The sequence below is a fragment of the Pseudomonas auratipiscis genome (genome assembly GCF_036324085.1).
GTDB lineage: Bacteria > Pseudomonadota > Gammaproteobacteria > Pseudomonadales > Pseudomonadaceae > Aquipseudomonas > Aquipseudomonas auratipiscis.
Map to the genome: position 1 here is coordinate 155,010 of NZ_JAZDCU010000006.1, position 17,245 is coordinate 172,254.

The window sequence follows — 17,245 nt, forward strand, 5'->3', positions numbered from 1 at the left end:
GAAAGCAGTCGCAGACGGGTCAGGGCCTCGATAAACTTCGCGGATGAACCTCGACACCCGAATCAAGTTCCGCCACCTGTTGTGCTTTCTCGAAATCGCTCGTCAGGGCAGTTTCGCCAAGGCTGCTGACGCCATGGCGATCAGTCAGCCGGCGATTTCCAAGACCCTCAAGGAGCTTGAAGCGCTTTTGCAGACCCGCCTGTTCGAGCGCAGCAAGCAGGGCGTCGAACTGACCTCTGCCGGGGTGCGCTTCATGCGCTACGCAGGGCCCAGTGTGCAGGCCTTGCGCGAAGGCGTGAGTAGCTTGCGTGGCGAAGAACATGCGCCACCACAGGTCAAGGTCGGTGTACTGTCGACGGTGGAAAGCCTGCTGATGCCGGAGGTGCTGTGCCGCCTGCATCAACGTCACCAGGCCCTGGTAGTCAGTGTCGCCACCGGGCCCAGCGCGCACCTGCTGGCGCAACTGCATGTCGGCGAGCTTGACCTGGTGATCGGACGCATGACCGACAGTCCGCAGATCCAGGGCCTATCGTTCGAACATCTGTACAGCGAGTCGATGTCACTGGTGGTGCGTCCGGCTCATCCGTTGCTTGCGCGCCAGCCCGTCGAGCGCAGCCAACTGGGGCGTTACCCATTGGTGCTACCGCTGGCCGGCACCACTATTCGCAAGCATGCCGACAGCTTGTTTATCCAGTGCGCCATCGAGCAGCCGGCCCAGCGCCTGGAAACCCTTTCGCCCGCCTTGAGCCGGCGTTACGTGCAAAGCAGTGACGCGGTGTGGGTCGCACCCAGGGATGCGGTGCGCATCGACCTGGGGCGCGGTGAGTTGTGCGAGCTGGACCTTGGCGTACAAGAGCCGGGCGGCTCGGTAGGCATCTGTAGCAATGCCGCTTTGCCGTTGAGCTTGCCCACGCGCTGGCTGTGCGAAGTGCTGCGCGAAGTGGCAGGGCAGTACCGCGATGGCAGCTACCCGTGAAATCCTGGCAATCTTACAAACAGCTACAAAACCTGCTGGAAGAAGTTGCCCAAGTGCGTGGCCCCGTCAATACTGGCCACTGGCTGCAGCTTTGTATGAAGATGGATTTACTTGGCTGAACTTATCCGGCTTTTCTTGCTCTCATGCCGGTAGCCATTGGTCGTGGCCGCCTGATAAGCTCGCGGCTTTACTCGATTGCCCTATTGGCGCATGAACAAGGAAATAGCATGAAACAGCATCGGTTGGCGGCTGCGGTTGCCCTGGTTAGTCTGGTCCTGGCGGGTTGCGATTCGCAGACCAGCGTCGAGCTCAAGACTCCGGCACAGAAAGCCTCCTACGGTATTGGCCTGAACATGGGCAAAAGCCTGGCTCAGGAAGGCATGGACGACCTTGATTCTAAAGCTGTCGCTCAAGGCATCGAAGATGCTGTCGGCAAGAAAGAACAGAAAATCAAGGACGAAGAACTGGTCGAAGCCTTTGCTGCCTTGCAGAAGCGCGCTGAAGAGCGCCTGGTCAAGATGAGCGAAGAATCGGCTGCCGCTGGCAAGAAGTTCCTTGATGAAAACGGCAAGAAAGCCGGTGTCGTCACCACTGCTTCGGGCCTGCAGTACGAAGTGGTCAAGAAGGCCGACGGCGCTCAGCCCAAGCCTACCGACGTAGTCACTGTTCACTACGAAGGCAAGCTGATCGACGGCAAGGTATTCGACAGTTCGGTCGAGCGCGGCAGCCCGATCGACCTGCCAGTAAGCGGCGTGATCCCGGGTTGGGTCGAAGGCCTGCAACTGATGCACGTTGGTGAGAAGTACAAGCTGTTCATTCCGTCGGACCTGGCTTACGGCGCACAAAGCCCAAGCCCGATGATCCCGGCCAATTCGGTTCTGGTATTCGAACTGGAACTGCTGGGCATCAAGGACCAGGCCAAGCCTGACGCCGAGGCGCCAGCTGATCCTGCAGCCGAGTAAATTCGCTTGCAGTACCGACAACGCCCCGTCTCTACGGGGCGTTGTTGTTTGTGTAATCGATACGAACGCTGTAGGGCTCAGACGGTCTGAAAAGCTGCACCCCATGTGTAAAAGGTGCAGGATTGGCAAAACGTTTGCGCAATTGAAACAGGTGTGTAAAAAACGCCCGATTTAAGCCCGGCCCTTGCCGGGCGGGCGCCCTGAGCTCCAAAAGTGGCTCTGTTCACAAGGTTATCCACAATAATTGTGGATAACATTTCCCCGGTGGGGATGGAGGACGTATGAAAGCTCCGTGGAATTTCGCCCGCTTTCTGCCCTTGGCCGAGCGATTGCTCAGCCGTGGCCGTCTGCCAGCGTTGATTTTCGCCGTGGCGCGCAAAGGCCCACGGCTGGGCAAGCTGCGCGAAGACGTGCGCTTGATGCAGGCGCTGTGCCTGGCCTGGTGGCGCGGTGAATACCGCTCGATCAGCACCAAGGCGCTGGTTACCGTCGTCGCCGGGTTGCTGTACTTCGTAAGCCCGCTGGATGCCATTCCCGACTGGTTGCTGGGGGTTGGCATGCTGGATGATATCGCCGTCCTGGCCTGGGTAATGAAGGCTGTATCTGATGAGCTGGCGGCGTTCAGCGCCTGGCGCAAGCGTCAGGCGCCGGAAAAACTGCGGGTTGTCGAACGCCTGCCCGATACCCCTGAAGCGCTACGCCTGGAGCAGACTAAAGGCTAATTTCATCAGTACGCTGCACACCCTTGTGGGCTGGTAATATAATTGGCATAAGGATTATGCCTACAAATTACATCTCGTAATCCTACAAGGGGGTTGCAATGGGTATTCAGGTCATCAGCCGGGACGGTCAACCCGAATATGCGGTTGTACCTTGGGAGCAGTACCAGGCACTGCTCAAGGCAGCAGGCCAGTTGGAGTCGACGGTTGTTGAAGATGCGCATGCTACCTCTCAAGAAACCAGCAGCTTGCCGTGTTTCAGCGAGCTGGGGCGTTTGCGCGAGGGCAAGGGACTGGCCGCCGAGCAACTGGCTCGCAGCGTTGGTATCAGCCCGGTGTACCTGGCCTTGATCGAGAGCGGCGAGCGCCACCCCGATGCCGCGATTCGTCGTAGCCTGGCGTGGGAGCTAGGTGTACCTGGATGGAGCGAGCCGACGTGAGCGGCGTACGGATCAGCCGTCAGCACTGGGATGGCCTGCTCGATGAGCTGGATCTGGCTCGCCGCCAACGCCACCTGCTGACCTATCGTGCGTTACTTGAACGCCTGCAACTGCCCAGCCCTGCCATGCAAACCCTGACCGCGGCGCTGGAACATCTGGCGGCACTCGATGCCCGTGCCGAACAGCCACTGCGCAGCTCGCTGGTGATCAGCCAAGGTGCCAGCCGCTTGCCACGTACCGGCTTTTTCGAGTGTGTGGAGCGCCTCGGACGCTTTACCGGCCCATCTGACGGAATGGCCGCTGCTTCCTGGCATGCCTCGGAAGTGGTGCGCGTGTTCGAATTCAGCTATCCGGAAAAAGAAGAAGCCTGATCCGTACCCACGGTATCGATCAGGTACAGGCTGTGCTCGCACAGTTCCTTGGCCTGGTGCTTGGCCTGTGATGCCAGTTCGGCGAGCTGCCCGGCATCGAGGTCGGCGCATGCCTCCGGGCGCAGGTGCACCACGCCGATCGACAATGACAACAGCGCGAACTCCTGACGCTGCCCTTGCCGATTGGGGGCGATGAAACACCCGGCCTGCGCGTGTTCGGGGCGGTAGAAGCGCCGGCACTGGCGCTGGAAGTCTTCGAGCAGCAGTTGCAGCCTGCGCTCCCAGTCGGCAGAACCCAGAACCAGCATGAAATCGTCACCGCCAATGTGACCGACGAAGTCGTGGTTGGGATCTACCCGTTCATTCAGGCACTGGGCCAGGCACAGCAAGACCTCGTCGCCACGGGCATAACCGTAGATGTCATTGAAAGGTTTGAAACTGTCGATATCCACATAGCAGATTGTTGCCTCGCGCTGCTGTTGCAGCAGGCGAGTCAGGCACTGCTGGATCGGTACGTTGCCAGGCAACAGGGTCAGGGGATTGGCGTAACGCGCCTGCTGGATTTTTTGTTCGGTGATCAACTTGAGCACATCGATTACCCGACCCAGGCCCAAGTAGCGGCCGTTATGAATAATGATGAAGTCTTCTTCAATGCGCTGGCGTGCTCGGCTGGTGAGCAAGCGACTGACCTGTTGCAGCGACTGGGTCAACTCCACGGCCAGAAAGTCGTCGCTCATCAGCCTGCTGATCGGCTTGCGGGCAAACAGGTCGGTGGCAAAGGGTTTGAGCAAGGCATCGGACAACGAATGACGGTGGACGATACCGCAGGGTTGACGGTGTTCATTGAGCACTGCCAGCGAATTGAGGTTGGCCTGACGCCGAAACAGGTCCAACACCTGCGCGGTGGAGGTGCCCTGCGGCACCGCAGGCTGCTCGTTGAGCAGGGCCGCCAGGTTGCCGCTGTCTTCGCTCAGGGGCTGCATTTGCCGGTCAGGGCTGGCCAGCATGTGCTGGATATCTCGCGATGGCTGTTCCTGGGGACGGCCGAGCAAGTAGCCCTGAACAAGGTCGACGCCCATTTCGGTCAATACCTTGAGCTCTTCGGCAAGCTCGATGCCTTCGGCGATCACTTGCGCTCGCGATGCTCGAGCGATTTGCAGAATGGAACCGATGAACTCGCGTTTGACCGTGTCCAGGTGAATACCATCGATGAAGTGACGATCGATCTTGACGTAGTCCGGACGGAGTTCCGACCACAAGCGCAGGCTTGAATAGCCGGCGCCCAGGTCATCCAGGGCAATCGAAAACCCCATGTCACGATAGTGGTGCAGGGCATTGAACAGCAGCTGGAAATCGTCGGTGGGCGTTTGTTCGGTGAGCTCGATGACCACCCGGCTTGGCGATAAACCCAGCTCGTGAAGCATTTTCAAGGTGCGCCCAGACTGATACTGAGGCTCCAGCAAGGACTCAGGAGACACGTTGAGGAACAGCTTGCCATCCAGTTGCTGCTGACTGAAGCGTCGGCAGGCGCTTTCCCGGCAGGCCACTTCCAGCTCGGTCAGTCGACCGGCCTGGCGCGCGACGCCAAACAGGTTGATGGGGGAGTGCAACGGGCTGTTGGACGGGCCACGGCTCAAGGCTTCGTAGCCGAGGATACGCCGCTCGGACAGGCAGACAATCGGCTGGAACAGGCTGTGCAAGCCGCCTTGAGCAAGAATGGTGCTCAACGCGCTGAGCTGTTCGGTCACGGTCATGGCGGTACTACCTTGAAAAAAAGGGACTGAGGCCAGTGGCGCTCAGTCCCTTATTTCACGACAGAATCGTGACTGTTTAATGACGCAATGGAGGCACAGTCACATTATTTTGCCATCACCGTTTTACGGGTTGTTTTTCGCCACTGCCGAGTTCAAGCCCAGGTAGTCGAGCAAGATACGTCCCGACTCCGCGAGGTAGGCGTCGTCTTCCGGTTTGGTATCGTCCGGCTCCGCTGGCAGCGCGTCTTCGTCTTCCTTCTTCAGTTCCTTGAGCGGCTCTTCGCCCTTGGCCTTGCGTCGGGTGTTTTCCAGCGCCAGTTGCTTGCTTTCGATATCGGCATGCTGGGCACGGCGTTCAGCTTCGTTGAGGCTGACGGTTTTCTCGTTCATCAGCTTTTGCGTCAGCGCCAGGCGGTCACGGATATAGACAAACTCCGGGTCCTTGGCGGTGCGGCTGTCGTGGCGTGCCTTGAGCTGGGCCAGGAACGGCTTGAACGGGTCGACCGCAGGTTTGATCGCAGGACGGATGGTGTCCCACGGCATGGCTTCGGGCAGGGCGCTTTCGCCAATTTCCTTGGTGTCGATGATCGACGGGTAATCGATGTCCGGCAGTACGCCCTGATGTTGGGTGCTTTGCCCGGAAACCCGGTAGAACTTGGCCAGGGTCAGTTTCAGCTCGCCGTGGTTGAGCGGCTGAATCGTCTGCACCGTGCCTTTACCGAAGGTTTGGCCACCCAGGATCAGTGCGCGGTGGTAGTCCTGCATGGCACCGGCGAAAATCTCCGAGGCTGAGGCGGACAGGCGGTTGACCACCAGCGCCAACGGACCTTTGTAGAAGGCACCGGGGTTTTCATCTTCAAGCACATCGACGCGACCATCGGCGTTGCGTACCAGCACCGTCGGGCCTTTGTCGATGAACAGACTGGTCAGCTCGGTAGCTTCCTGCAGAGAGCCGCCGCCGTTGTTGCGCAGGTCGATGACCACGCCGTCGACTTTTTCCTTCTGCAGTTCGGTGAGCAGTTTTTTCACGTCACGGGTGGTGCTCTTGTACTCTGGATCACCGGCCCGGAAAGCCTTGAAGTCCAGGTAGAAAGCCGGAATTTCGATAATGCCGAGCTTGTAGTCGCGCCCGTCCTGCTTGAGCTTGAGCACCGATTTTTTCGCTGCCTGCTCTTCGAGTTTCACCGCTTCTCGGGTAATCGGCACAATTTTGGTGGTCTGGTCGTTCGGGGCGTTGCTCGCTGGAATCACTTCCAGGCGTACCACCGAACCTTTCGGGCCACGAATCAGCTTGACCACTTCATCCAGGCGCCAGCCGATCACGTCGACCATTTCCTTGTCACCCTGGGCGACACCAATGATCTTGTCGGCCGGAGCGACTTGCTTGGTCTTGGCAGCAGGGCCGGCAGGCACCAGGCGCACGATCTTGACCTGGTCGTTGTCGCTTTGCAGCACAGCACCGATACCTTCGAGCGACAGGCTCATGTTGATATCGAAGTTTTCCGCGCTATCGGGCGACAGGTAGTTGGTGTGCGGGTCGTAGGACTGCGCAAAGGTGTTGATGTAGGTCTGGAAGATATCTTCGGCGCGGGTCTGGTCCAGGCGCGAAAGCTGATTCTTGTAGCGCTTGGTCAGCAGTTCCTGGATGGCCTTTGGCTCTTTGCCGGCGATCTTCAGGCGCAGGACTTCATCTTTGACACGTTTGCGCCACAGATCGTCGAGTTCTGCCTGGCTTTTGATCCACGGGGCGTCCTTGCGGTCGACCAGCAGCGTTTCCTTGGTGTTGAAGTCGAAGTTCTCGACGCCCTTGTTCAGCTCGGCCAAGGCGAAGTCCAGGCGCGACTTGACGCGGTCCAGGTAGCGCTTGTAGATGGTAAAGCCAGGGTCCAGGTTGCCGCTTTTGAGGAAGTCGTCGAACTGTGTCTTCCACTTGTCGAACTCGGCGATATCACTGGCCAGGAAGTAGCTGCGCGCAGGATCGAGCAGCTTGATGTAGCTGTCGTAGATGATGACTGAGCGCGCGTCATTGAGCGGCGGCTTGCTGTAGTGGTGGCGCTTTAGCAGCTCGACCACGTTGAGGCTGGCGACGACTTCATCGCGATCAGGCTGGAGTTTATCCCAGCTGTTGGCAGCCAATGCATTGCCCGTAAACGGCAAACTGCCCAGTCCGATCAACAGTGCGAGGGTGGTGCTTGGTAAAAAATGCTTCATGCTGATTCGACGTAGGGACAATTGATCACGCATATTAGGCCGTCTTTGAATTCGCCGGTTCCATAAGAACCGGACGCATAATGCAAAAAGCCCGGGGCTACAGCACCCAGGCTCAGTCATGACTCAACTATGGAGGCACTGTGAAGGCATTGCAAGGCGTTGACGGACATGTGGAGTGGGTTGCGACGACAAGTCCAGCTTGCGATATCGGTCAAGTACGAATTCGTGTGGCTGCTGCTGGCCTCAATCGTGCCGATCTGCTGCAACGTGCAGGGCTTTATCCACCACCCCCTGGGGCCAGTGAGTTTCTTGGCCTGGAATGCTCGGGGGTGATCACTGAAGTGGGCGCAGGTTCGTCCTGGCAGGTCGGTGACCGCGTCTGTGCGCTGCTGGCGGGCGGCGGCATGGCTGAAGAAGTGGTGGTGGATGCCCGTCATGTGCTGCCGGTGCCGGAAGGTTTGAGCCTGCACGAAGCCGCGGCGATTCCCGAGGTGTACGCCACTGCCTGGCTCAATCTGTTCCAGTTGGCTGGACTCAAACCGGGCGAGAAGGTGTTGTTGCATGCGGGCGCCAGTGGCGTCGGCTCGGCCGCTATTCAACTGTGCAAAGCCTTCGGTAGCCCGTGCTGGGTGAGCGTCGGTTCGGCCGAGCGCCTGGCCTACTGCGAAGCGCTGGGGGCCAGCGCCGGGGTGGTGCGCGGTGATGACCTGAACAGCCTGAGTGATTTCGGGCCGTTCGATGTGATTCTTGACCCGGTCGGGGCCAACTACGCCGAGCTGAACCTCAAACTGCTGGCCCGGGATGGACGCTGGGTGATCATTGGTTTGATGGGCGGGCGCAAGGCCGAGCTGGATCTGGCGCAACTGCTGGTCAAGCGTGTGCAAGTGACCGGATCGACGCTGCGCACGCGCGACGATCAATTCAAGGCGGAACTGCTCAGCGATCTGGGCCAGCAAGTGTGGCCACTGTTCACTGAAGGGCGGCTCAAGCCACAACTGGCCAAGGCCTTCCCGATCAAGGACGCCGAAGCGGCGTTTGCCGAACTTGCCAGCAATCAAGTGTCGGGCAAGTTGGTACTGGTGATCGACGAGAGCCTGGCGTAACCCAGTTCGCGGGGTAATCCCGCTCCCACAGCAGTGGGAGCGGGATTACCCCGCGACGACGTCGATCAAGTCCAGGCGTGAATCGGCCAATTGTTGGTTTCGGCATGCTCGCGCAGCACCGGGTCCGGGTTGACCACATGCGGGTAATCGACCTTCACCAGCAGTGGCAGGTCATTGCGCGAGTCCGAGTAGAAGCTCGCGCCTTCAAGGTTTTCCTCTTCCTGATCCAGCCATTCCAGCAAACGAGTGATCTTGCCTTCACGGTAGGTCAGAACACCGCTGGTGCTGCCGGTATACACCCCGTTTTGCACGCTCAGATTGATCCCCAGGTACTCATCAATGCCCAGGCGCGCGGCAATCGGCCCCACCAAATGGGTGCCCGAGGCCGAGATCACCAGGATGCGGTCACCGGCCTTGCGATGTTCGGCGATGGTTCGGGTGGCGTCGCTGAAGATGATCGGCTCGATAAAGTCTTCAACCCAGGGTCCCACCAGGTGATCGACTTCTTCCGGGGTACGCCCGATCAAGGGCTCGAGGCTGAACGCCATGTAGTCTTCCATGGCCAGGTGTCCCTTGCCGTAGGCGTCCATCAGTTCCTTGTCGCGGCGCAGGAAGGATTCGCCATCGACCCAGCCAAGGCGGGCCATCTGTTCGCTCCACAACGAGGCGCAGTCGCCGTGGATCAGGGTTTCATCCAGATCGAAAATCGCTAGTGCCATATTCAGAAAAGCTCCTGTGCAACCCTCACGCGACTTCGCGCAGGGCGGTGGGATCGATCAACAAGGATACCCGCTGGCCGTCGGGGTGCAGATCGGCGGACGAGCGGTTGAGCACATCGACCATCAATTCTACTCCGCGGGCCTCGACGCGGTAGCGGATCACATTGCCAAGCAGGCTGTGGCCGCGTACCAGGCCTTCCCGCTCACCGCTAAGGCTCAGGGCGATAGCTTCCGGGCGGATCGCCAGGCGGCTGTCCACGGGGCGTTGCAGCAAGCGGCTGGCGCTCTGCGCGTCCAACAGGTTGTAGTTACCGATAAAGCCGGCCGCGAACACATCCACGGGCGCGGTGTAGAGGGTTTCGGCATCGCCGCTCTGAACGATACGGCCCTGATTCATCAGAAAGATACGGTCCGAAAGAATCAGCGCTTCTTCCTGGTCATGGGTGACGAAGATTGTCGTCAGGCCCAGCTCGCGCTGGATCTGGCGTATCTGCTCGCGCAAATGCTTGCGAATTCGCGCATCCAAAGCCGACAGGGGCTCGTCGAGCAACAGCAGGCGCGGGCGGGTGACCAGTGAGCGGGCGAGGGCGACGCGCTGGCATTGACCGCCGGACAACTGATGTGGATAGCGGCTGGCGAAGTCCTGCAGCTCTACCAATTGCAACGCCTCACGCACCCGCGTGCGGGTTTCATCGGCATTGACCTTTTGCATGCGCAGGCCAAAAGCGACGTTTTGCTCCACGGTCATATTGGGAAACAGGGCGTAGCTCTGGAACACCATGCCGATTCCACGTTTTTGTGGGCTCACGGGTACCAGATCATTGCCGTCGAGGAGGATTTTGCCGCTGTCGACCGCTGTCAGCCCGGCAATGCAACGCAGCAGGGTGGATTTACCACAGCCGGAGGGGCCGAGCAGGGTGACGAATTCACCGCGTTGGATCTGGCAGTTGATGTCGTTGAACACCGGGTTGCCACCATAACTTTTTTGCAGATTCTGTACGCTGACAAAGCTCATATCAGGACTTGTCCTTGTTCAGGTGGTTGGCGATCCAGGTCAGCACCAGCACGAAGATGAAATAGGAAATCACCAGGGCACTGTTGAAGTGACCACTGCTGTTACGCATGTTGTTCAGGTACACCTGCAGGGTTTCGTAACGGGTGCCCACCAACAAGTTGGCAAAGACGAACTCGCCAAACAGGAACGAGAACGACAACAGCAAGGCCACCAGCAGACCCTTGCGCAGGTTTGGCAGCACCACCAGGAACGCAGCCTGGAACGTGCTTGCTCCCAGCAGTTGGGCGGCGTCCATCAAGTCGCGCAGATTGATGGCCTGCAGGTTGTTGGTAATTGCCCGATACATGAACGGCAAGGCCACGGTGAAATAACAGCCGATCAGAATCCACGGCGTACCGACCATGGCCATGGGCCCTGAACCGTACAGCTGCAACAAACCTACTGAAGACACGACCGGTGGCACGGCGAAGGGCAGCAGGATAAGGATGTTCATCAGCGCATCAAGGCGCGGAAAGTGGTAGTGCACCACGAACAGCAGCGGCAGGATCAGCAGCACCGACAACACCAGCGCCCCGACGCAGACCAGCAACGATTGCCCGAAGGCCGCAAGAAACCGCGGGTCGCTCCACAGCGCCAGGTACCACTTGAAGGTAAGACCGCTGGGCAACAGGCTCGCCGACCAACTGGTGGCCAGCGAGTAGAGCAGGGTGCCGGCCAGCGGTAGCAGGAGAATGATGAACAGCAGGTAGACCATCAGGCGATGGTAGAGCGGGTGGGTGCCCGGTTCAGCGCGCGACATGGTAGCTCCTCTTCAGCAGCCATTGATGGACAATGGTCACCAAGGTCATCAACCCGACCAGGATCATCGCCAGGGCGCTGGCCAGATTCGGATCCAGTGAGATGTCGCCGGCCACCAGCGCGGCGATGCGAATCGGCAATACGTTGAAGTTGCCGGTGGTCAAGGCATAGACCGTGGCATAGGCACCCAGGGCATTGGCCAGAAGGATCACAAAGGTGCCCAGCAGCGCGGGCGTCAGCACCGGCAAGCCGATATGCCGCCAGTATTGCCAGGTGCTGGCACCGAGCAGTTGCGCCGATTCTCGCCAGTCTTCGCGCAGCGCATCAAAGGCAGGGTAAAGCAGCAATACACCCAACGGGATCTGGAAGTAGGTGTAGAGAATGATCAGCCCGGTTTTCGAATAGAGGTTGAAGTCTTCGATGATGCCGGCCTGCTTCAGCAGCAAGGTCAGCGCGCCGTTGAAACCCAGCAGAATGATGAAGGCGAAGGCCAGCGGCACCCCGGAAAAGTTGCTGGTCATATTGGCGAATGCGTTGACGAAATCGCGCAGGCGTGAATCGACCTTGCGCAAGGAATAACTACCGAGAACGGCAATGACAATGCCGAATACGCTCGACCAGAAGCTGATCTCCAGGCTGTGCTGGATGGCCTGGCGGTAGAAGCGCGAGTCGAAGATCTTGCTGAAATTGGCCAGGCCCCAGCCACTCTCTGCCTGCAGGCTGTGAATCGCGACCCAGGCCAAGGGGGCGATTTGGAAAATGATGAAGAACAGCGCAAAAGGCAGGAGGAAAAGCATCGCCAGCCATCGGCCGCGTTTGATCGAATTCACTTGAGCAGCTCCCGGCACACAGGCTTGTCATGCGCGACACCCAGCAACTCGCAAATGGTGCCGCACAATTCGGTCTGCAACGGCTTGGCCGCCGGATCAAGGCTGAACGCTTCGCCAAACACGAACAGTGGGACCTCGCGTTCTTCGACCAGCAGGCCGTTGTGCGAGCGGTCGTTGTTCATGCCGTGGTCGGCAGTCACCAGCACCTGATAACCCTCCTGCAGCCATGTGTGCAGGTAGTCGGCCAGAAGAATGTCGGCACTGCGCGCACTGTTGCGATACTGGCTGCTGTCCAGGCCGTGGCGGTGGCCGGCGTCATCGATGTTCATCGGATGGGCGAGGAGAAAGTTCGGTGCGTGGCGGCGGCGCAGGTATTCGGCATCGGCGAACAGATGCGAGTCCGGGTAGTGGTCGGCGTAGTAGAACAGCCCGTGCTGGATGGGCAGCTTGGGCGAATGGGTGTGACGATCGCGCAGCGGATCGAACGGTGAGCGGTTGTACAGCTCGCTGACCCAGTGATAGGCCGCCGCCGCAGTGCCCAGGCCGGCTTCGCGGGCGTAGTGGAAGATGCTGCGTTGCTGCGACAGGCGGGTGACGTTGTTATGCACGATGCCGCTGTCGATTGGCGCTACGCCGGTGAGGATGCATTCGTACAGTGGCCGCGACAGGGCTGGCAGTTCGCATTCGACCCGATACAAGGCGGCGCGGTCAGCCTCGACATAGGCGTGCAGGTGACCCATGGCGTGGTGGGCTACCTGGTAGTTCAGACCATCGAGCAGGACCAGGATGACGTTGTGTTTCATGGCTTCTCCGCGGTAGCAGGGGGCTTATCGCCGGGCAAGCCTGCTCCCCCAGGAGAAACCTGGTGGGTGCGGGCTCGCCCGGCGAATAACTTCACTCCATCTCGATAATCACTTGCTCCTGCCACATCTGTGGCAGCTTCTTGGAGGTCGCTTCCCAGGCCGCGGCGTCCTTGATTGGCTGCACAGACTTGTACTGCTCGTTCGGCAGCAGTTTGGCCTGTACCTCAGCGGGTAGCTTCAGATGCTCGGCGCGGATTGGTCGGGCGTGGCCTTGCGCCAGATTGATCTGTCCGGCATCGCTGAAGATGTACTCACGGGTCAGCTTGGCGGCGTTGGGGTGCTTGGCATATTTGTTGATGATGGTGGTATAGCCGGAAATCACCGAGCCATCAGACGGAATCAGCACCTCGAAACGCGTCGGGTCGATCTGCTGGCGATAGCTCAGGCCGTTGAAGTCCCAGACCACGCCGACTTCGATCTCACCCTTCTCCAGGGTCTGGATGGTCGGGTTGGCCAGCGACAAGCGCTTCTGCTGGGCCAGCTTGGTGAACAACTGCAAGCCTGGCTCGATGTTCTTTTCATCACCCTTGTAAGCGATGGCTGCGGCCAGTACCCCGTTGGCCGCCTGGGCCGCAGTGCCTACGTCACCGATGGCGACTTTGTATTTGCCTTTTTCCAGGTCATGCCAGGTTTTGGGCATGTCTTCGGCTTTGACCAGTTGCTTGTTGATAATGAAGGCAATGGAGCCGGTATAGGCCAGGGCCCAATGGCCATCTTTATCCTTGGCCCAATCCGGGATCTGTTCCCAGGTGCTGGGCTTGTACGGCTGGGTCACACCCTTGGCCACTGCTATCGGCCCGAACGCGGCTCCGACGTCACCAATGTCTGCGCTGGCATTGTCTTTTTCCGCATCGAACTTGGCCACTTCCTGAGCCGAACTCATGTCGGTGTCCATGTGCTTGAGGCCGTACTTTTTCGCCAGGTCCTCCCAGGTGCCTTTCCAGTTGGCCCAGGCATCGGGCATGCCTACGCTATTGACGGCGCCTTCCTTGCGGGCGGCGTCCTCGAGGGCCTTGAGGTCGGTACCGGCGGCCATGGCCGTGGTACACAGGGCGATGGTCGAACCGAGCAGTGAGGCCAGAAAAAGCTGTTTCATCCGAAGCTCCTTGATGGGTGCCGTGCAAAACGCGAAAAGTGTTGTTGGACGTTGTTGCGATTCGGTTGGTCTAGGTCAGCAATACCCGAGCCAAGGTAGGCCTGTTGCATGACAATTTAATGTCCGCAGCCACGCCTGCTCAGGGTCTGTGCCCCTGAAAATCAAGCGTAGACCACCTTGGCTGTCATCTGAGATTCATCTGTGGTGCCTAGGCTTGCACTATTCTCATAGCCCTGAAGGCGCCAATTGTGTGCGCTGCCAGCGCTGGACTAGTCCAGATAGGTAACCTTCGATGACGCCACTGCCGCCCCGTGCAGTAACAGCCATCTGTCATGCCCTGCAGGAGCAGATCGAGCATGGTCTGCTGTCGCCCGGCTGCAAACTGCCGGCCGAGCGCAAGCTCAGTGAAGTGTTCGACACCACGCGCATTACCCTGCGCGAGGCGCTGGTGCAGTTGGAGGCACGCGGGTTGATTTATCGGGAGGAAAGGCGTGGCTGGTTCGTTGCACCTGAACGACTGACGTATGACCTGATCCAGCGCAGCCACTTCCATGCCATGGTCCGCGAGCAGGGCCGCGAAGCGCACACACAATTGTTGTCGGCGCGCTTGCTGCCTGCAGCCGCGATGGTCTGCGCGCGTCTGCAACTGGCGCCGCTGTCCAGTGTTATCCAGATTTGTCGGCTACGGCGAATCGACGATCGTGCCGTGCTGTATGCCGAGCACTACCTTAACCCGGAGTACTTTCCGGGCATTCTCGATCACGACCTCAGCCAGTCGTTGACCGAACTTTATGCCCGTCACTACGGTATCGCGTATGGGCGGGTGGCTTTCGAGATCCTGCCGACGGCGTTGCCCTCGGCGGCAGCCACTGCGCTTAAGGTGTCGGTGGGTAACCCCGGGCTGCACATTACCCGGGTCAACAGTGATCAGCACGGCAGGCTGATCGACTGTGACCTGGAGTATTGGCGCCACGATGCCATTCGCATCAAGGCCGAAGCCGGTTAAGACTTGCTATCGCCATCGTTGAATGGCGTGCTGGCATCGCTGGTGATCACCTGTACGCTCAGGCGCGGCGTGGCCAGGTCCAGGCCTGCTTCGTCGAGTTGGCGCTTGAGCGCCAGGTTGAACGCCCGTGAAACTTCCCATTGTTTGATCGGCGCGGTTTTGAAGCGTGCGCGCAGAATGGCCGAGCCCGACTCGAAGCTCTCGACCCCTTGCAGCTCCAGCGGTGACCAGATATTGCGACGCATCAACGGATCGTTGCGCATCTTCTGGCCGACGTCGCGAATCAGGCTAATGGCCTGGTCGATGTTCATGCTGTGCGGGATGGCCACACGAAAAATCGCGTAGCCGAACTCGCGGGAGTAGTTCTTGATGCTCTTGATTTCACTGAACGGGATGGTGTGGACAATCCCGTCGATGTCGCGCAGGCGCACCGTGCGAATGGTCAGGCCCTCGACCGTGCCCAGGTGACCGCCGACATCGACGTAGTCATCGATGGCCAGCGAGTCCTCGATAATGATGAACAAACCGGTAATGAGGTCGGCGACCAACGACTGGGCACCGAAGCCGATGGCTAGGCCGATGACACCGGCACCGGCCAGCAGCGGTGTGACGTTCATGCCCATGTTGGCCAGGGCTACGATCACCGCAATGATGAAAATGGCCACGAACAACACGTTGCGGATCAGCGGCATCATGGTTTGCGCGCGGGTATTGGCCAGGCCTTTGCGCGAGCGGGTCAGGGCGTGGTGAACGGCGGTGTCGGCGAGAATCCAGACCAGCCAGGCGGCGATCAGGGTACCGGCCAGACCCAGTAGCCGAACTGCCACTTCGTGGCCTTCGCCTTCAGTGAACGCGATCAGGGAGAAACCCCAGACGCGCATCCCCAGCTCGATGAACACCAGCCAGATACCCATGTGCACCAAGGTGTAGCCGAAGTTGCGCAAGCGTTCGCTGTACACCGCCTGGCGGCGATTGGCACGTTGCGGCTTGAGGCCGTGGCGGCGTACCAGGCCATTGATGACCATGCACAGGATCAGCAGTACTGTGCACATCAACGACTGACGCAAGGCTGTACTGGTGTCCCCGGCAGAGATAAAGGTGGCAATCAGTGAGATCGCTACCAGCACCAGGGCAGGCAGATACCAGAAGGTGCCGAGAATTTCGATGGTGTCGCTCAAGGCGCGGCGGGTAAGGCGCCGGGACAGCGGTTGGTTGCGAATGAGGTGGGCGATGGGTCGACGAAAACGCAGGATGAACAACCCGGTGGATAGCCCGGCGAGCACATTGGCCAGGGTGGCCAGGGTATGGGCCAGATGATCGCCCAGGGTACCGGCCATGCGTGGGTCATTCATCGCCTCGCCAAAGGCGGCGAAGCTGCCGATCAGCCACAGGGGGCGAAAGGCCTGGTGACGGAGGATATGCAAGGCGCGATGGCGGTGCGGACCATCGAGCAGGGAAAAGGCGATGACACAGATGGCCGAGAAGCAGGTGCCGATCACCAGGGCGTAGGCCAGTACCATCGCCATCGACTTGCCCAGCGATGAGGGCAGAACGAAGCTCAGGTACACGGTGATGACCAAGGCCACCAGCCACGGTCCGAGCTTGCGCAAGGCAAAGCGCACCAGGTCCCAAGTGCGAGGATGCTGCGGCAGTTCCTCGCTCAGGCCAAAGCGCAGGCGTACCTGATGGCTGACCCAGTTGAGGGCGTAGGCCAGCAAGCTCCAGAGGGCAATGATGGCTGCAAAGCCGAACAGAATCGGCGGCCATTCGTGCAGGGGCACCAGGCGTGCGTCGAATTCGATTTGTGCCAGTTCAAGTTCCCGGCTCCAGCGCGTGAGCGGACTGGCATCGCCACTGAACTGTTTTTCCAGCTCGGCGAAAGTGGTGCCGATCAGGCCCAGCACCCCTTGCTCGGCATTGGGTTGGGCTTGTTTGGTGCTGTCGCGCAGCTTCTTCAAATCGGCCAGCAGCTTGGTGCGCTGCTGGTCGTTTTCCAGGGTCTTGATCACCTCATCCAGGGACTGGCCCAGCGGCTCGGTTGCCTCTGGCTGGGCCTTGCTGCCACCGAGCATGCTCGGCAGGCCGGCAGCATAGGCTGGGACTAAGGTGAATAACGCCAGGAATAAAGCTAATACGCGGAAAAAGGCAGGCACCGGACAATCAACCTCAAAACGATCAATCGCCCGAGTGTAGTGTATTTGTCAGTTGAGTTTCTCGAGGATCTTCCAGCACATGATGCCAATCATGCCGAGGGTGCCGATCCACATCATCACCACGCCAAAATTACGGTCGCGGAAGTTGAAGCCCACGGTCAGCATGATCAGGCCGGCCATAACGGGAAGGAACAGGGATTGAAAAGCTGACATGCGGCAAGGTCCTTGA

Annotated in this window: 17 protein-coding genes; 7 read left to right on the forward strand and 10 right to left on the reverse strand. The window is 59.6% G+C overall.

The genetic code is table 11. The features are described 5' to 3' along the window. The first annotated feature begins 43 nt into the window (after positions 1 to 43). From pcaQ to V0R60_RS10725, 5 genes are all read left to right on the forward strand, one after another. Positions 44 to 976 carry a pca operon transcription factor PcaQ gene (gene pcaQ / locus V0R60_RS10705; RefSeq protein ID WP_136475018.1) on the forward strand — a complete coding sequence of 311 codons (933 nt, stop codon included), beginning with the start codon at positions 44 to 46 and terminating at the stop codon, positions 974 to 976. A 227-nt stretch (positions 977 to 1,203) separates the two neighbouring features. Further along, the gene (locus tag V0R60_RS10710) at positions 1,204 to 1,938 is read left to right on the forward strand and encodes an FKBP-type peptidyl-prolyl cis-trans isomerase (RefSeq protein ID WP_136475019.1); all 735 of its coding nucleotides are present in this window, start codon (positions 1,204 to 1,206) and stop codon (positions 1,936 to 1,938) included. Between the two features lie 281 nt (positions 1,939 to 2,219). Beyond that, the gene (locus tag V0R60_RS10715) at positions 2,220 to 2,660 is read left to right on the forward strand and encodes a YkvA family protein (protein WP_136475020.1); all 441 of its coding nucleotides are present in this window, start codon (positions 2,220 to 2,222) and stop codon (positions 2,658 to 2,660) included. A 98-nt stretch (positions 2,661 to 2,758) separates the two neighbouring features. Continuing rightward, positions 2,759 to 3,097 (forward strand): helix-turn-helix domain-containing protein, encoded by a 339-nt coding sequence (locus tag V0R60_RS10720; protein ID WP_136475021.1) that lies wholly within the window; start codon positions 2,759 to 2,761, stop codon positions 3,095 to 3,097. Beyond that, on the forward strand, positions 3,079 to 3,468 hold the full coding sequence (locus tag V0R60_RS10725; protein WP_330079652.1) for a hypothetical protein: 390 nt from the start codon (positions 3,079 to 3,081) through the stop codon (positions 3,466 to 3,468). The genes V0R60_RS10720 and V0R60_RS10725 overlap by 19 nt, the downstream gene beginning before the upstream one ends. Here V0R60_RS10725 and V0R60_RS10730 read toward each other — a convergent pair. Together V0R60_RS10730 and V0R60_RS10735 are read right to left on the reverse strand one after the other, a co-directional pair. Further along, on the reverse strand, positions 3,444 to 5,222 hold the full coding sequence (locus tag V0R60_RS10730) for a bifunctional diguanylate cyclase/phosphodiesterase (protein ID WP_330079653.1): 1,779 nt from the start codon (positions 5,220 to 5,222) through the stop codon (positions 3,444 to 3,446). The two genes, V0R60_RS10725 and V0R60_RS10730, sit on opposite strands and share 25 nt — an antisense overlap. Positions 5,223 to 5,345: 123 nt before the next feature. Next, a complete protein-coding gene (locus V0R60_RS10735; protein ID WP_330079654.1) occupies positions 5,346 to 7,433 on the reverse strand; it encodes a carboxy terminal-processing peptidase in 2,088 nt (695 codons plus the stop codon). A 140-nt stretch (positions 7,434 to 7,573) separates the two neighbouring features. Between V0R60_RS10735 and V0R60_RS10740 the strand changes: the two genes are divergently transcribed. After that, positions 7,574 to 8,536 (forward strand): NAD(P)H-quinone oxidoreductase, encoded by a 963-nt coding sequence (locus tag V0R60_RS10740; protein ID WP_136475025.1) that lies wholly within the window; start codon positions 7,574 to 7,576, stop codon positions 8,534 to 8,536. Positions 8,537 to 8,601: 65 nt separating this feature from the next. Here V0R60_RS10740 and V0R60_RS10745 read toward each other — a convergent pair whose 3' ends face one another. The 6 genes from V0R60_RS10745 to V0R60_RS10770 form a co-directional block, all read right to left on the reverse strand. Then, complete coding sequence (locus tag V0R60_RS10745) at positions 8,602 to 9,255, reverse strand: HAD family hydrolase (protein WP_136475026.1); 654 nt, start codon at positions 9,253 to 9,255, stop codon at positions 8,602 to 8,604. Positions 9,256 to 9,280: 25 nt separating this feature from the next. Continuing rightward, the gene (locus tag V0R60_RS10750; protein ID WP_330079655.1) at positions 9,281 to 10,270 is read right to left on the reverse strand and encodes an ABC transporter ATP-binding protein; all 990 of its coding nucleotides are present in this window, start codon (positions 10,268 to 10,270) and stop codon (positions 9,281 to 9,283) included. Between the two features lies 1 nt (position 10,271). Continuing rightward, complete coding sequence (locus V0R60_RS10755) at positions 10,272 to 11,069, reverse strand: ABC transporter permease (RefSeq protein ID WP_330079656.1); 798 nt, start codon at positions 11,067 to 11,069, stop codon at positions 10,272 to 10,274. Continuing rightward, positions 11,056 to 11,889 (reverse strand): ABC transporter permease, encoded by an 834-nt coding sequence (locus V0R60_RS10760; RefSeq protein WP_168198512.1) that lies wholly within the window; start codon positions 11,887 to 11,889, stop codon positions 11,056 to 11,058. The genes V0R60_RS10755 and V0R60_RS10760 overlap by 14 nt, the downstream gene beginning before the upstream one ends. Positions 11,890 to 11,894: 5 nt before the next feature. Beyond that, positions 11,895 to 12,701, reverse strand: a complete 807-nt coding sequence (locus V0R60_RS10765) for an alkaline phosphatase family protein (RefSeq protein WP_330079657.1) — start codon at positions 12,699 to 12,701, stop codon at positions 11,895 to 11,897. Between the two features lie 91 nt (positions 12,702 to 12,792). Beyond that, positions 12,793 to 13,857, reverse strand: coding sequence for an ABC transporter substrate-binding protein (locus V0R60_RS10770; protein ID WP_330079658.1), 1,065 nt, complete (start codon positions 13,855 to 13,857; stop codon positions 12,793 to 12,795). Positions 13,858 to 14,149: 292 nt separating this feature from the next. On the opposite strand from V0R60_RS10770, the gene phnR reads away from it, so the two are divergent. After that, positions 14,150 to 14,863, forward strand: a complete 714-nt coding sequence (phnR, locus tag V0R60_RS10775; RefSeq protein WP_136475031.1) for a phosphonate utilization transcriptional regulator PhnR — start codon at positions 14,150 to 14,152, stop codon at positions 14,861 to 14,863. Here phnR and V0R60_RS10780 read toward each other — a convergent pair. Together V0R60_RS10780 and V0R60_RS10785 are read right to left on the reverse strand one after the other, a co-directional pair. Further along, positions 14,860 to 17,016 (reverse strand): mechanosensitive ion channel family protein, encoded by a 2,157-nt coding sequence (locus tag V0R60_RS10780; RefSeq protein WP_330079659.1) that lies wholly within the window; start codon positions 17,014 to 17,016, stop codon positions 14,860 to 14,862. The two genes, phnR and V0R60_RS10780, sit on opposite strands and share 4 nt — an antisense overlap. A gap of 48 nt (positions 17,017 to 17,064) precedes the next feature. After that, positions 17,065 to 17,229, reverse strand: a complete 165-nt coding sequence (locus tag V0R60_RS10785) for a hypothetical protein (protein WP_168198441.1) — start codon at positions 17,227 to 17,229, stop codon at positions 17,065 to 17,067. Between the last annotated feature and the right edge of the window lie 16 nt (positions 17,230 to 17,245).

What these genes read in the sequence shown, in the direction of transcription:
- V0R60_RS10745 (WP_136475026.1), bottom strand. Translation starts at nt 9,255, where the DNA reads ATGGCACTAGCGATTTTCGATCTGGATGAAACCCTGATCCACGGCGAC.
- V0R60_RS10720 (WP_136475021.1), top strand. Translation starts at nt 2,759, where the DNA reads ATGGGTATTCAGGTCATCAGCCGGGACGGTCAACCCGAATATGCGGTT.
- V0R60_RS10730 (WP_330079653.1), bottom strand. Translation starts at nt 5,222, where the DNA reads ATGACCGTGACCGAACAGCTCAGCGCGTTGAGCACCATTCTTGCTCAA.
- V0R60_RS10785 (WP_168198441.1), bottom strand. Translation starts at nt 17,229, where the DNA reads ATGTCAGCTTTTCAATCCCTGTTCCTTCCCGTTATGGCCGGCCTGATC.
- V0R60_RS10735 (WP_330079654.1), bottom strand. Translation starts at nt 7,433, where the DNA reads ATGAAGCATTTTTTACCAAGCACCACCCTCGCACTGTTGATCGGACTG.
- V0R60_RS10750 (WP_330079655.1), bottom strand. Translation starts at nt 10,270, where the DNA reads ATGAGCTTTGTCAGCGTACAGAATCTGCAAAAAAGTTATGGTGGCAAC.
- phnR (WP_136475031.1), top strand. Translation starts at nt 14,150, where the DNA reads ATGACGCCACTGCCGCCCCGTGCAGTAACAGCCATCTGTCATGCCCTG.
- V0R60_RS10755 (WP_330079656.1), bottom strand. Translation starts at nt 11,069, where the DNA reads ATGTCGCGCGCTGAACCGGGCACCCACCCGCTCTACCATCGCCTGATG.
- V0R60_RS10765 (WP_330079657.1), bottom strand. Translation starts at nt 12,701, where the DNA reads ATGAAACACAACGTCATCCTGGTCCTGCTCGATGGTCTGAACTACCAG.
- V0R60_RS10770 (WP_330079658.1), bottom strand. Translation starts at nt 13,857, where the DNA reads ATGAAACAGCTTTTTCTGGCCTCACTGCTCGGTTCGACCATCGCCCTG.
- V0R60_RS10725 (WP_330079652.1), top strand. Translation starts at nt 3,079, where the DNA reads ATGGAGCGAGCCGACGTGAGCGGCGTACGGATCAGCCGTCAGCACTGG.
- pcaQ (WP_136475018.1), top strand. Translation starts at nt 44, where the DNA reads ATGAACCTCGACACCCGAATCAAGTTCCGCCACCTGTTGTGCTTTCTC.
- V0R60_RS10715 (WP_136475020.1), top strand. Translation starts at nt 2,220, where the DNA reads ATGAAAGCTCCGTGGAATTTCGCCCGCTTTCTGCCCTTGGCCGAGCGA.
- V0R60_RS10710 (WP_136475019.1), top strand. Translation starts at nt 1,204, where the DNA reads ATGAAACAGCATCGGTTGGCGGCTGCGGTTGCCCTGGTTAGTCTGGTC.